Annotated in this window: 12 protein-coding genes; 5 read left to right on the top strand and 7 right to left on the bottom strand. The window is 66.3% G+C overall.

Annotated elements, in window-relative coordinates; all coding sequences use genetic code 11:
- Positions 1-52 precede the first annotated feature (52 nt).
- From IEX33_RS00325 to IEX33_RS00310, 4 genes are read right to left on the bottom strand one after another with little or no spacing between them, the layout of a single operon-like run.
- Positions 53-1,156 (bottom strand): mandelate racemase/muconate lactonizing enzyme family protein, encoded by a 1,104-nt coding sequence (locus IEX33_RS00325; RefSeq protein WP_188726813.1) that lies wholly within the window; start codon positions 1,154-1,156, stop codon positions 53-55.
- Positions 1,156-2,061, bottom strand: coding sequence for a 5-dehydro-4-deoxyglucarate dehydratase (locus IEX33_RS00320; RefSeq protein WP_188726812.1), 906 nt, complete (start codon positions 2,059-2,061; stop codon positions 1,156-1,158). The genes IEX33_RS00325 and IEX33_RS00320 overlap by 1 nt, the downstream gene beginning before the upstream one ends.
- On the bottom strand, positions 2,058-3,023 hold the full coding sequence (locus tag IEX33_RS00315) for an NAD-dependent epimerase/dehydratase family protein (RefSeq protein ID WP_188726810.1): 966 nt from the start codon (positions 3,021-3,023) through the stop codon (positions 2,058-2,060). Before IEX33_RS00315 ends, IEX33_RS00320 begins: the two co-directional genes overlap by 4 nt.
- 32 nt (positions 3,024-3,055) lie before the next feature.
- Positions 3,056-4,513, bottom strand: coding sequence for a Gfo/Idh/MocA family oxidoreductase (locus tag IEX33_RS00310; RefSeq protein ID WP_188726809.1), 1,458 nt, complete (start codon positions 4,511-4,513; stop codon positions 3,056-3,058).
- A 380-nt stretch (positions 4,514-4,893) separates the two neighbouring features.
- Between IEX33_RS00310 and IEX33_RS00305 the strand changes: the two genes are divergently transcribed.
- Entirely contained in the window at positions 4,894-5,928 is a 1,035-nt protein-coding gene (locus IEX33_RS00305; RefSeq protein ID WP_188726807.1) for a LacI family DNA-binding transcriptional regulator, read from the top strand.
- A gap of 13 nt (positions 5,929-5,941) precedes the next feature.
- Here the strand turns inward: IEX33_RS00305 and IEX33_RS00300 are convergent, their stop codons facing one another.
- Positions 5,942-6,640, bottom strand: a complete 699-nt coding sequence (locus tag IEX33_RS00300) for a FadR/GntR family transcriptional regulator (RefSeq protein ID WP_188726804.1) — start codon at positions 6,638-6,640, stop codon at positions 5,942-5,944.
- Positions 6,641-6,739: 99 nt separating this feature from the next.
- On the opposite strand from IEX33_RS00300, the gene IEX33_RS00295 reads away from it, so the two are divergent.
- Positions 6,740-8,080, top strand: coding sequence for an alpha-hydroxy acid oxidase (locus IEX33_RS00295; protein WP_308421936.1), 1,341 nt, complete (start codon positions 6,740-6,742; stop codon positions 8,078-8,080).
- A 60-nt stretch (positions 8,081-8,140) separates the two neighbouring features.
- Here IEX33_RS00295 and IEX33_RS00290 read toward each other — a convergent pair whose 3' ends face one another.
- Positions 8,141-8,743 (bottom strand): ArsR/SmtB family transcription factor, encoded by a 603-nt coding sequence (locus IEX33_RS00290; protein WP_188726802.1) that lies wholly within the window; start codon positions 8,741-8,743, stop codon positions 8,141-8,143.
- A gap of 153 nt (positions 8,744-8,896) precedes the next feature.
- Here IEX33_RS00290 and IEX33_RS00285 point away from each other — a divergent pair, with 153 nt between their 5' ends.
- A complete protein-coding gene (locus IEX33_RS00285; protein WP_188726801.1) occupies positions 8,897-9,400 on the top strand; it encodes a hypothetical protein in 504 nt (167 codons plus the stop codon).
- Between the two features lie 10 nt (positions 9,401-9,410).
- Here the strand turns inward: IEX33_RS00285 and IEX33_RS00280 are convergent, their stop codons facing one another.
- Entirely contained in the window at positions 9,411-10,622 is a 1,212-nt protein-coding gene (locus IEX33_RS00280; protein WP_188726799.1) for an acetoin utilization protein AcuC, read from the bottom strand.
- Positions 10,623-10,726: 104 nt separating this feature from the next.
- On the opposite strand from IEX33_RS00280, the gene IEX33_RS00275 reads away from it, so the two are divergent.
- On the top strand, positions 10,727-12,160 hold the full coding sequence (locus tag IEX33_RS00275) for a TrkH family potassium uptake protein (protein ID WP_188726797.1): 1,434 nt from the start codon (positions 10,727-10,729) through the stop codon (positions 12,158-12,160).
- Positions 12,153-12,839: a potassium channel family protein gene (locus IEX33_RS00270; RefSeq protein ID WP_104184709.1), complete on the top strand. Its 687-nt coding sequence runs from the start codon at positions 12,153-12,155 to the stop codon at positions 12,837-12,839. Before IEX33_RS00275 ends, IEX33_RS00270 begins: the two co-directional genes overlap by 8 nt.
- The last annotated feature ends 3 nt before the right edge of the window (positions 12,840-12,842 follow it).

Genomic DNA, 12,842 nt, shown 5'->3' with positions numbered 1-12,842 from the left:
TGTGGGTCTGGATTCATCGTGTCAGGAGTCATCAGGTCTGGGTGGCCCTGCTCTAGCGCGCGTCGGCGAAGCGGAAGCCGAGTCCGGGCTGGTTGGTGAGGGTCACCCGGCTGTTGCTGAACCGTACCGGCGAAGGTCCTGCCAGGATCCCCAGCTGCTCAAAGGATGCCTCCTCCACGTCTTCCACCAGGGTGGGCTCCGCAAGCGTCAGCGCCAGCTGGCCGGACAGCTCCGGCAGCAGGTGCGGCATGACCTTGATGCTGTTGGTCCGGGCAAGTTCAACGATGCGCCTAAAGGGGGTGATGCCGCCCACCCGGATGATGTTCGGCTGGATGATGTCCACTGCTTCCGCCTCTATGAAATCGCGGAAGCGGTAGATGGTGTGCAGGTTTTCGCCGAGGGCGATCGGCACGGGCGAGTGCTTCCGGAGCCTGCGGTAGGCCCAGAGGTCGTCAGCCCGGATGGGTTCCTCAAGCCACTCCAGCCCGAAGCCGGCCAGCACGTCCAGGGCTTTGAGGGTGGTGGGGAGGTCCCAGCGCTGGTTGGCGTCGATCATCAGCTTCCGGTCCGGGCCCAGGACGGACCGGACAGCGGCCACCCGTTCGGCGTCCTCGCGGATGTCCGGCTTGCCCACCTTGATCTTGACCGCCTGGTGCCCGGCGGCAATCCAGCGCTCAGTCTGCGCCACCAGTTCTTCGAGCGAGTAGTGCAGGTTCACCCCGGAGCCGTAAACCTCCGCGGATTCCTGGCGCTGCCCCAGGAGTCCGGTCACGGAGGTGTTGGCCCGCGATGCCTGGAGGTCCCACAGGGCCAGGTCCACGCCGGCCATGGCGATGGTGGTCAGTCCCCCGCCGCCGGCCTCATGCAGCCGCTTCCACACGGCATCCCACACCGTCTCCGGGTGGGCGGGCAGCCCGGTGACGAACGGGGCGATGTCATAATCCAGCAGGGCCTTGACCGCCTGCGGACCGATGGTGGGGGTCCAGGAGAAACCGTGCCCCGCGCCGCCGTCGTCCGTATGGATTTCCGTGACGATCACGTGGTTTTCCGGTGCCTCCACGCCCCAGCTGCGGCGCAGCGGAACCGTGATGAGCCGGGTGGTGAGGCCCGTGATGCGCGGTTCCGTGCGGACGGCAACAGCCGCGGGGGCGCTCATCAGCGGCCAGCCAGCTCGTAGCCCTTGGCGAGGATGGCCTTCAGCTGGACCAGCTGCTCCTCGGTGGGATCCACCAGCGGCGGGCGCACTGAGCCGACGGGAAGTCCGCCCAGCCGCAGGCCTGCCTTGATCAGCGAAACACCGAAACCGGGCGTCTGGTCGCGGAGGCGTACCAGTGGTGCGTAGAAGCCTTCCAGCAGGGCGTTGCGGCGGTCCTCATCGCCGGCTTCGTAGGCGTCGTAGTAGGCCTTGGCGATCTCCGGGGCCATGGCGAATGCCGCGGAAGAGTACAACGGGATGCCGAGTCCGCGGTAGGCGCCCTGGGTCAGTTCGGCGGTCAGCAGGCCGTTGAAGAAGGCGAAGTCCTGGCGTCCGGTGGCACGCACCGCGGAGACAATTTCCTGGGCCAGGCCAACGTCTCCCAGCCCGTCCTTGAAGCCGACGACCTTGGGATTGGCAGCCAGCCGGGCCATCGAAGCGGCAGTGAACTTTGCGTTGCCCCGGTGGTAGACAATCACCGGCAGGCTGCTGGCGTTGGCCACGGCCTCGATGTAGGCCACGAGTCCGTCGGTGGGGCCGGTGACCAAATACGGCGGGAGCACCAGGAGGGCGTCGGCCCCCGCTTCTTCCGCGGCGCGGGCGGCGGCAATGGCGTGGCCCAGCGGTCCTCCGGCGCCGGCAACTACCGGGACCTGTCCGGCAACGACCTCGACGGCGGCCGCCACCACAGTGCGGACCTCCTCAATGCTGAGGGCATGGAATTCGCCGGTGCCGCAGGCAGGGAAAACGCCGCCGGGCCGGAACGGAAGCCGGGAGCTGATGTGTTCCTTCAGCAGCTCCACGTCAACGGTGCCTTCGGCCGTGAACGGGGTGACAGGGAAGAACAGTACGCCGTCGAATTTCATGGTTTCTCCTTGGCTCCGCTGCCGGCGCTGACCAGCGCGGAATTCTCGTCGTTGAGGGTGGTGTGGGGCTTGAGTTCGGTGCGCCAGCTGCGCGTGGGCTGCCAGCCCAGGAGTTCCTGTGCCTTGGCGATGGAGAAAGCCGGGCTGGTTCCGGTGAGTCCTGCGCTGAGGGCTTCGCTTCCGGGCAGGAATTTCGGCATCAGTTCGGCCAGCGGTGCTGTGGCAAGGGCGTCCGCGGCTCCTACAAAGAAGGTTTCCCCGTTGGGAATGGACGGCATCTTCTCCAGCAGCAGGTCCAGGAAGTCCGCCACGTCCCGGGCATCCACGTAGTTGAACAGCGCGGGCGCGGACAGTGCGGGATCGGCCAGCCGCTCAGCAAGGGTGTGGCCCTGCTGCGTCGGTGCGCCCTCCCACTCCTCCGGCGAGATCACGTAGCAGGGGCGGAACGCCGCGTAACGGATCTTCTCGCCCTGTGCTGCAGCGAAGGTCTGGACGGTCTGCTCCGCGATGAGTTTGGACAGCGCGTAGGCGTTCCACGGCCGCGGCGGCGTCCGCTCATCCAGCGGGAACGACGGCGGCAGCCAGCCCGCCGGCGAACCGTAGCCCAGCACGGTGGGGCTGCTGGCCGTGACAATCTTCTGCACGCCCACGTCGGTGGCCGCGCTGATCACGGCGAACGCGAGCCGCGTGTTCGTGGCGAAGATAACGTCCTCGGGCGCGCTGAACGGGACGGCTATGGCGGCAAGGTGGATGACGGCGTCGGGCGTGGTGTCCCGGAGCAGGCGCAGCGCCTCGCCCGGGGCCAGGAGGTCGGCCGTTTCCTGCACGACGCCGGCGGGCAGCTGGTCCGCCGGAACGGCGTCGCGGTCCACCGAGATGACGTGATGGCCCTTTGCGGCGAGCCCCGCCACAACACTGCGGCCCAGACGGCCGGCGCCGCCCGTGACAAAGATCCTGCTCATGGTTATTCCTTCGGTTGGTTCCCGGGCAGGATTCAGTTGCCGCGGCGGAGGTCGACGCCGAGGTCCAGGTCCTCGATGCGTACGGGCAGGGAGGACTCGAGGGAGCGGTTGCCGGCGATGCCGACGGAGACGGAGCGCAGTCCGTCCAGGTAGCCCGAGGGGCGTCCCAGCGGGTCCTCGCCCGGGCCGTTAAAGAGGTCCGAGAGCAGGAGCTCGTCACCGCCGCCGTGGCCGCCTTCGCCGTTGACGATCGGCACCTCGTAGGCGGCTTCCCAGTGGCGCTGGACCACCAGGCGTTCGCCGTTGCGGCGGATGGCGTCATCCTCTTCGATGGGGGTGGCGCTGGGGTCCACGACGGTCTTCTTGTCCGTGCTGGACGTGACGGCAGCGCGTTCCACCACTTCGAGCTCGGCGCGGCCTTCGGTGCCATTGACCGCTACCCGGTAGCCCTCCCAGGGGCTGTGGGCGTTCAGCGAGTAGCTGAGGCGGGGCCCGCCCTGGTATTCCACCACGAGCGCGAGGTTGTCCTCGATGGTGATGCCGCCGGTGAAGACGTCCTGGTCGCGGCGGTAACCGTCGTAGTGCTCGTTGTCCAGGAAGAGGGCCTTGAGGCGCTCGTCCTCCCGCAGGTCAAGGGTGAAGGGGTCCTTCTCCGCACCGGCGGGGGCATCGGCGCTGGGCGTACCGCGTTCGGGGCGGGGACCGAGGCCGCGCTCGGCGGCGTTTTTGTCGCCGTAGAACTTCAGGCCGCCGGAGGCGAAGACGCGCTCTGGAACGTCGTCGATCCACCAGTTGACCAGGTCGAAGTGGTGCGAGGCCTTGTGGATCAGCAGGCCCCCGGAGTTCTTCTTTTCCCGGTGCCAGCGGCGGAAGTAGTCGGCGCCGTGGACGGTGTCCAGGACCCAGCTGAAATCGATGGACGTGACCTTGCCGATCACGCCGCTCTGGATGATCTCCTTGAGGGCGCTGTTGCGCGGCGAATAGCGGTAATTGAAGGTGACCACCACGTTGCGGCCGGTCTCGTGCACGGCCTGGGTGATGCGGCGGCAGCCTTCGGCGTCGATGGTGAGGGGCTTTTCGACGACGACGTCGGCGCCTGCGCGCAGTGCCTCCACGATATAGTCCGCATGGGTGTAGTCAGGGGTGGTCACCACGACGCGGTCGATGGAGTTGGCCTGGATGAAGGCGGTGAGGTCTGCGGGGTCGAACGATGCGACCGGACCCGGCGCGCCCAGTTCCTGGATGAGCTTCTGGTAGAACTCCACGCGGCCGGGGTTCACGTCGGAGAAAGCCACCAGCTCGGCGGTGTCCGCGTGCTTGCCGAAAATGGCGCGGATGTACATCTCGGAACGCCCGCCGGTGCCGATCAGGGCAATGCGGGCCTTGCCGCCGTGGCGGGCGGGTGCACCGGCGGCGGCAGCAGTTTCGGTGCCGTCCGCGAGTTCGGACCGGGCCTCTGGGGCGGAAGTCGACTCGGCTGTGTTGACCATGAGGGGTCCCTTTCGAAGACGCAAAATCCGGCCGGATGGGCCGCTGTTCGGTGACGATGTGGTGCTTCTTTGTACCTTGCCTCAGAAAGCGTTTTCTCAGGCTGCTATATGAGTTGTATCAATCCGGGCGCTCATCCGTCAAGCGTTGGCGGGGTTGTAAGAAAGCGCTTTCTGCCCTATCTGGGTTCAAGACCGGGAAAGAACGGGAAAATTGGCGGGAAAAAGTGGGAAAAGAAGAGAAATCGCTTTCCCGTCCCGTTATATGCTGTCACTCACTACATGCTTTGACGAGTACGCCGCCACACAGTCGGTTCGGATCCTGCCCTGCAACGGAACGGCGCCACCATCTGCCGGCCGCGGCGCGAAGGAAGGGACCACGCATGGTCAGGAAATCGGCATCCGGCAGGATCGGCATCGCAGACGTTGCCGTGAGGGCAGGAGTCTCCCACGCGACGGTTTCGCGCGTCATGAATGGCAACTTCACGGTGGACCCCGAGATCGCTGCCCGCGTCCGGGCGGCCGCGGTGGAACTGAAGTACCAGCCCAACCCCGTGGGCCGAAGCCTGGCCCTGGGCAAGACAGACACCATCGGTATTGTGGTCCCGGACCTGGCCAACCCCACCTTCCAGGCCATCCTCCGTGGCTTGAGCCGGGCTGCCGCCCAGGACGGGTACCGCGTGCTCATCGCCGATTCCTTTGAGGTCTCCAGCGAGGAAACCATCCTGGCGGGTGAGGCACGCCGGCGGTGCGACGGGCTGGTCCTCTGCGCGCCCCGCATGAGCGACGCCGAACTGGAGGAGATTGCGCCGTCCCTCCGGCCACTGGTCCTCATCAACCGCACCACGGCCGCTGCAGGGGTCCCCAGCCTGGTGGTGGACTATGGCCAGGGCGTGCAGGATATCGCCGAACACCTGGTGGATTTGGGCCATACCCGCCTCGCCTTCCTGGCAGGTCCTCCGCGCAGCGCGTCCAACAACCTCCGGCTCCAGGGCCTGGAGGCCTTCAAGGCGGCCCATCCGCAGGTGGAGGTCACCATGCTGGAAGGCGGCTCGGACTTCGATACCGGGCACGGTGCGGTGGATGCGGTGCTGGAGAGCGGCGCCACGGGGATCCTTGCCTTCAACGACCTGGTGGCGATGGGCCTGATGAGCGGGCTGCATGAACGGGGCCTGGACGTCCCCGGCGACATCTCCGTCACCGGGTTCGACGACATTCCCTTCGCAAAATACACGACGCCGACGCTCACCACGGCGGCTGTTCCCATTACCGAGCTGGGCGAGCAGGCCTGGCACCAACTGCGGGCCCTCATCCGCAACGAGGAAAGCGACGCTCCCGGCAGCCGCTACCAGCCAAAGCTCGAGGTACGCGCCAGCACCGGTCCGGCAAAGGCTGCCCGTACGGCAGTCCACGGCTGAGCACCAGCCTCGTTCAGGAGCTGATGGATAGGCCCATTCCGGCTTCCCGGTAGTAGCCCTCGATATGGGCTGCCACCAGCTGTGCCGCGCGGTCGCCGTCGCCGTCCCTGATGGCGGCAAGGATCCCGCAGTGCTCTGCTTTCAGGCGCGAGGCTGTTGCTTCCCAGTCCGGAAGGTTGGACGTCAGCTGCGCGGCGTAGCGCTGGATCGATTCGCGCAGTGACCCCATCATGGCGCTGACCACGGCATTTCCCGCGGCATCGGCGAGGGCCAGGTGAAACCGGACATCCAGCGCCAGGAATTCGTCAACGTCCAACCCCTCAGCGGCCATCTCGTCCAACAGGCTGCCGGCCGCCTCCAGTTCCGGAGCCTGCCGACTCGCCTTTGACGCCGCCCAGGACTCAAGGAGCATCCTGGTTTCCACGATGTCCGCAACTGGAAGGTGCTGCGTGGCCACGTGCAGGCGCAAAGCTGAGCCAAGGGCCGCCGTCGGATCCGAAATGACCACCGTCCCGGCGTCCGGGCCCGAGCCGACCCCGGCCCGGACCACGCCCATGGCCTCAAGGATCCGGATAGCTTCCCGCACGGACGTGCGTGAAACCTTCAGCTGTTCGGCGAGCGTCCTTTCGGCCGGCAGCCGGCCACCCACGGCCAGCCGGCCCTCGGAAAGCTCGGCCTCAATCCAGGACAAGACAAGCTGGTGCGTACGCATAGGGCCATGGTACTTGATGTGGTCCAACCACATGGCCTACAGTGTGGTTAGACCACAGGAGGTCCCGGACGCGGACCTGCCGGCCCAATGGAGGACGCCATGACCCACACCATCCAGCCCAACAATCCGGAGACAACCCCTGCCCCGGACGCCACCGATGTCCCGGCAGCCACCCCCGGGCCCGCCACCCCACAGGCCGTTTCCGCGGTGCCGGCAGCGCTGAAGCGCCGGATCCCCAAATACTCGGATCTGGCCCCGCTGATGCAGTTCAAGAAGCCCGAGTTCAGCAAGGAAGCACGGCTCAAGCGGGCCAGCACTATCTGGGAGCTCCGCGACATCGCCAAGCGCCGCACCCCGCAGGCACCGTTCGACTACACCGACGGCGCTGCCGAAGGGGAAATCACCCTCCGCCGTGCCCGCGAGGCGTTCCTGGACATCGAGTTCCGGCCCGGCATCCTGCGCAACGTCTCCAAAATCGACCTGAGCACCGAAATCCTGGGCAAGTCCTCCCGGCTTCCCGTGGGCATCGCCCCTACCGGCTTCACCCGCATGATGCAGTCCGAAGGCGAGTACGCCGGTTCCCAGGCCGCGGAAGCTGCAGGAATCCCCTACACCCTCTCCACCATGGGTACCGCGTCCATCGAGGATGTGGCGGCTGCAGCCCCGAACGGCCGCAACTGGTTCCAGCTGTACCTCTGGACGGACCGCGACCGGTCGCTGGAACTGATCGAGCGGGCCGCCAAAGCCGGGAACGACACCCTCATGGTCACCGTGGACACCGCCGTGGCCGGCGCCCGCCTCCGCGATGTCCGCAACGGCATGACCATCCCGCCGGCACTGACTGTCAAGACCGTCCTTGATGCCTCCTACCGCCCCGCCTGGTGGTTCAACTTCCTCACGCACGAGCCGCTCACGTTCGCGTCGCTGTCCCGCTACACCGGAACCGTGGCCGACCTCATCAACTCCATGTTCGATCCCACGCTCACTTTCGAGGACCTGGACTGGCTGCGCGAAACCTGGAAGGGCAAGCTGGTGGTCAAGGGCATCCAGACCGTGGAAGATGCCCGCCGCGTCGTCGACCATGGCGCCGACGGCGTGGTCCTCTCCAACCATGGCGGCCGCCAGCTGGACCGGGCACCCATCCCGTTCCACCTGCTCCCCGAGGTCAAGCAGGCCTTCACCGCGGACAACAGCGAAGCCGCGATCATGCTGGACACAGGGATCATGAGCGGCGCGGACATCGTGGCCGCCCTTGCCCTCGGCGCGGACTTCACGCTGATCGGCCGCGCCTACCTGTACGGCCTGATGGCCGGTGGCCGGGCAGGCGTTGACCGCACGCTGCAGATCCTCGAGAAGGACATGGCCCGCACCATGGCCCTGCTGGGTGTCAGCAGCATCTCCGAACTGACCCCGGAGCACGTGCGCCTGCTCAACAACTAAACCCGCAACCAGGTAGCAGTAAGTGTCGTTTTGAACGCTCAGAACGACACTTGCTGCTACTTACTTTTTGCGGCCGAACTTCGGCAGGGTGGGGAGGTTCGCCAGGAGGTCGGCGGCCTTGGTGGCGGCACGCCCCACGGTCCTGCCGATCTGCTGGGGCACGCTGTCATCGCTCAGGGGCGCCGTGGTTCCGCCGGGAATGACGACGGCGGGACTCAGCTCGGCGCCGTCGCGCGCCAGGACACCGGCGGACACAGCCTCCGCCGCCACGGCGCCGGCAGTGGCGGCTTCCTGGTGCGCGGGTGCCCCCTGGGGGGTGGTGCGGGAAGCCTGTTCCTGGCTGCTTTCAGCAGCGGCGGCGTGCACGGGCACCCGGCCGGCCGCTTCCGCTGGCGCCGCCGCGCCGACGTCGAGGGTCTCAAGCCAGGTGGCGATGCCCTCCAGAGGTTTGCGGTTGAGTGCGTAGTAGCGCTTCTGGCCCTGGGCCCTCATGCTCACCAGCTGGGCTTCGCGAAGGACTTTGAGGTGCTTGGAGATGGTGGGCTGGCTCGCGGCCAGTTCCTCCACCAGTTCGCCCACGGCCTTGTCTCCGGAGCGGAGGGAAACCAAAATGTCACGCCGGGTCGATTCCGCTATGACGGCAAATACGTCGTCTGTCACCATGCCTCAACCCTAGCGACATATACGCCGAAAGGCATCAACTATTTCGGCCCGTACCCGAACGCCATTGCCCAGGTTCTTCCGCGGTGCTAGAACGGATCCAGGGTTGCCCCGGGTTTCCGGTCAGCGCCCAGCGTGACCTGAGGAGTGGGTGGCATGGATATAGTCCGCCAGCAACTGTTCAACATCATCGCGTTCGTGTTCCTGGGCCTTTTTGTCGCGGTGTGGGGCTCGGTGCTGCTGCGCGTGGGGTTCTGGGTGCCCGACGGACGGACTGCTGCGCCGCCCCTCAATGGAGCCCTGGTGACTGCGGCCGGCGTCCTGGCAACGTCCTTGAGTTCGCTGACGGCATCGGCGCTGGGTTTTACCATCTCCGAGGTCCGCCGTGACGAGTCTGAACAGGATGCCCGCCGGACATCAGGGCCCGGGGCGCCGGGCAGCTCCACTGCGGTCAACCCGTCGGACGTCACCGCCAGGCTGTCGGGGAGGATCGTCGCAGCCATCATCGTCTACCTCGCAGTGGGCCTGGCCGTCCTGCTGCTCTGGCTCGCCAAGGGAACCGCGTCCACGGACCTGATCGGGGCCTTCGCGTTATCGCTGCTGGGATGGCTCATCGGCGCGGCGGGAGTGGTGTTCCAGACGGAGAAGCGGAACACCTGAAGGCAGCGCGTCAGTCGAACCAGGGGTCGAGTCCGTGGAGCGGGAACACGGATTTCCGGGTTGCCATCACCGTCCGGTCCACGGCGTCATTGGGATCGAATCCGACCTCCCACGACCGCCACCAGAGCTCCACATCGTCACTCATCAGCTCCGGCGCGGAGGATCCGAACTTCTCCTGGACGTAGTCACGCCAGTCCTGCGGTACCGGCGTGCGCAGCGGCACGGGCCGACCGGCCGCGATCGCAATCAAGTGGCTCCAGGACCGCGGGACCACCTGGAGGACGTTGTAGCCGCCGCCCCCCGTGGCGATCCAGCGGTTGTCGCAGTGGCGGGCCGCAAGGTTCCCGACGGCGGAGGCGGCCTCCCGCTGCCCGTCAACGCTGAGGTTGAGGTGCGTGAGGGGATCCAGGCGGTGGGAGTCGCAGCCGTGCTGGCTGACAATCACCTCCGGCTGGAAGGCGGCCACCAGCTGAGGGACCACAGCGTAGAAGGCGCGCAGCCAGCCGGCGTCCCCCGTTCCCGAGGGCAGCGCGACGTTCACGGCCGTCCCTTCCGCCTGCGGACCGCCGATCTCGTTCGCGAACCCGGTGCCAGGGAACAGCGTCAGCCCGCTCTCGTGCAGCGAAACCGTGAGCACGCGGGGGTCGTCCCAGAAAATACTCTCCGTTCCGTCCCCATGGTGCGCATCGACGTCGATGTACGCCACCCTGCGGATGCCGCCGTCGAGCAGCTTCTGCACGGCAAGTGCAGCGTCGTTATAAATGCAGAACCCGCTGGCCCGCTCGCGGGAGGCGTGGTGCATGCCGCCGCCGAAATTGATGGCGCGCAGGGCTGAACCGTCCAGGATCCGGGAGGCGGACAGCAGCGAAGCTCCGGCCAGGCGGGCCGCTGCCTCGTGCATTCCGGCAAAAGCGGGGTCGTCCTCGGTGCCCAGGCCGCGGGCCTCGTCAGGCTGGCCAGGATGTGCGCTGACCTTTTTTACCGCCGCTACAAACTCGGGGGAATGCACGGACTCAAGGTCGGCGTCGTCCGCCACTCCCGGCGCCTCCACCGCAACATGCTCCAGGTCAAACAACCCAAGGGTGGCCGCCAACCGGGCTGTCAGGTCCATGCGCTCCGGCGCCATGGGGTGGCCCGGGCCGAAATTGTAGGCGGTCATGTCAGAACTCCACGCCACCACCGTTGGGGGCGCGGGCAAGGTGAGGCCCGGCAGGTATGTCATCAATCACAGGCTACCTGAGCGCGGCACCCCTCTTGCCCAGTCATGACGCATGCATTAGTGGTTTACTACTGAGGGAAGCAGTTTCTACCGAGGAAAAGCCACACATGACGCAAAGCCAGTCGAGGCCCCGTACCCCGGCCAACTGGCATCCCGCAGGGCAGGAGCGGGAAGGCCTCTGGATCCTTACGCGGCTGCGGGACTTCGTCGACGACATTGCGAACACCTCGCCGGCCCGGCTTGCCCTGACGGTGTTCGCCGCCGTCTGCCTGCTCTTCACGTTTCTCCTCTCGCTGCCGGCCTCATCAGCGGACGGTAACGTCACCCCCCTCCACCAGGCCATGTTCACAGCGGTGTCCGCCGTCTGCGTTACGGGCCTCACAGTGGTTACCACTGCCGTTCATTGGTCCTTCTTCGGCCAGCTGGTCATCCTCATCGCGATCTTCATCGGAGGCCTTGGCACCCTGACACTCGCGTCACTGCTGGCGCTCATGGTGAGCAAGCGGCTGGGCGTCCGCGGAAAGATCATTGCGGCAGAGTCCATGAACAACGCCGGGCGGCTGGGCGAAGTGGGAACTCTCCTGCGGATCGTCATCACCACATCGGTGGTGATCGAGGCCGTCCTGGCGCTTGTCCTCATCCCCCGGTTCCTGGTACTCGGTGAGACCTTCTGGGGCGCTGTCTGGCATGGCTTCTTCTACGCGATATCCTCGTTCAACAACGCAGGCTTTACCGCGCACGCGGACGGAATCGTTCCCTTCGCGAGCGACCTGTGGATTCTGATTCCCATCATGTCTGGTGTGTTCCTTGGCAGCCTGGGGTTTCCGGTTGTGATGGTCCTGCTCCAGAACGGGCTCAACTGGAAAAAGTGGAACCTCCACACCAAGCTGACGATCGAAGTGTCCCTGATCCTCTTCGCGGCGGGCAGCGTCCTTTGGGCGCTGATGGAATGGGACAACCAGCGCACCATCGGAACCATGGGCATCGGTGACAAGGTCCTGCACTCGGTCTTCGCTTCCGTCCAGATCCGTTCGGGCGGTTTTAACCTTGTGGATCAAAACCAGCTTGAGTCCACCACCATGTTGCTGACCGACGCCCTGATGTTTGCCGGCGGCGGCTCCGCGTCGACGGCCGGCGGCATCAAAGTGACAACCATCGCCATCATGTTCCTGGCAATCGTGGCGGAGGCCCGCGGTGATGCCGACGTGAAGGTCCACGGCCGCACGATCCCGCAGGGTGCCATGCGGGTGGCAATTTCGGTGATCGTCGCCGGCGCCACCCTGGTCTCGGTAGGCTCGTTCCTCCTGCTGAACATCAGCGGCGCGCCCCTTGACCGCGTGCTGTTCGAAGCGATTTCCGCTTTTGCTACCTGCGGTCTCAGTACGAACCTCAGCGCCGAGGTGCCACCGGCAGGAGCGTACGTCCTGACTGCACTGATGTTCATGGGGCGTGTTGGTACAGTAACCCTCGCCGCCGCCCTCGCCCTGCGGCAACGCAGGCAGCTGTACCACTACCCGGAAGAGAGGCCCATCATTGGCTAGTTCCCCAGATGCCCCGCGGCGCCCCGCACACAACGCGCCGGTCCTGGTCGTTGGGCTTGGCCGGTTCGGATCGGCAACGGCCGAACAACTGGTGAAGCAGGGCCGCGAAGTACTGGCCATCGAGCGCGACCGGACCCTGGTCCAAAAGTGGGCCGCTACCCTGACCCACGTGGTGGAGGCTGACGCCACCAACATCGACGCGCTCCGCCAGCTGGGCGCCCAGGAGTTCAGCTCGGCCGTCGTGGGGGTGGGCACGTCCATCGAATCCTCGGTGCTGATCACCGTCAACCTCGTGGACCTTGGCATCGAGCACCTCTGGGTCAAGGCCATTACGCCCTCCCACGGCAAAATCCTTACCCGCATCGGCGCCAACCATGTGATCTACCCGGAGGCCGACGCCGGCGTCCGGGCCGCGCACCTGGTCTCCGGCCGGATGCTGGACTTCATCGAATTCGACGACGACTTCGCCATCGTCAAGATGTACCCCCCGCGCGAAACGGTGGGATTCACGCTGGACGAATCCAAGGTCAGGTCCAAGTACGGCGTGACGATCGTCGGCGTGAAGTCACCGGGTGAGGACTTCACCTACGCCCGCCCGGAGACCAAGGTGTCCTCCCGGGACATGCTGATCGTATCCGGCCACGTGGACCTGCTGGAACGGTTCGCAGCCCGGCCCTAGTTC

The organism is Pseudarthrobacter scleromae (assembly GCF_014644515.1).
Classification (GTDB): domain Bacteria; phylum Actinomycetota; class Actinomycetes; order Actinomycetales; family Micrococcaceae; genus Arthrobacter; species Arthrobacter scleromae.
The sequence above is the reverse complement of the archived record's forward strand: the minus strand, read 5'-3'. Positions and strand labels throughout refer to the sequence as shown.

Bases quoted from the DNA above. Each gene is read 5' to 3' on its own strand.
- IEX33_RS00325 (WP_188726813.1), bottom strand. From the start codon at position 1,156: ATGAGCGCCCCCGCGGCTGTTGCCGTCCGCACGGAACCGCGCATCACG.
- IEX33_RS00320 (WP_188726812.1), bottom strand. From the start codon at position 2,061: ATGAAATTCGACGGCGTACTGTTCTTCCCTGTCACCCCGTTCACGGCC.
- IEX33_RS00315 (WP_188726810.1), bottom strand. From the start codon at position 3,023: ATGAGCAGGATCTTTGTCACGGGCGGCGCCGGCCGTCTGGGCCGCAGT.
- IEX33_RS00310 (WP_188726809.1), bottom strand. From the start codon at position 4,513: ATGGTCAACACAGCCGAGTCGACTTCCGCCCCAGAGGCCCGGTCCGAA.
- IEX33_RS00305 (WP_188726807.1), top strand. From the start codon at position 4,894: ATGGTCAGGAAATCGGCATCCGGCAGGATCGGCATCGCAGACGTTGCC.
- IEX33_RS00300 (WP_188726804.1), bottom strand. From the start codon at position 6,640: ATGCGTACGCACCAGCTTGTCTTGTCCTGGATTGAGGCCGAGCTTTCC.
- IEX33_RS00295 (WP_308421936.1), top strand. From the start codon at position 6,740: ATGACCCACACCATCCAGCCCAACAATCCGGAGACAACCCCTGCCCCG.
- IEX33_RS00290 (WP_188726802.1), bottom strand. From the start codon at position 8,743: ATGGTGACAGACGACGTATTTGCCGTCATAGCGGAATCGACCCGGCGT.
- IEX33_RS00285 (WP_188726801.1), top strand. From the start codon at position 8,897: ATGGATATAGTCCGCCAGCAACTGTTCAACATCATCGCGTTCGTGTTC.
- IEX33_RS00280 (WP_188726799.1), bottom strand. From the start codon at position 10,622: ATGACATACCTGCCGGGCCTCACCTTGCCCGCGCCCCCAACGGTGGTG.
- IEX33_RS00275 (WP_188726797.1), top strand. From the start codon at position 10,727: ATGACGCAAAGCCAGTCGAGGCCCCGTACCCCGGCCAACTGGCATCCC.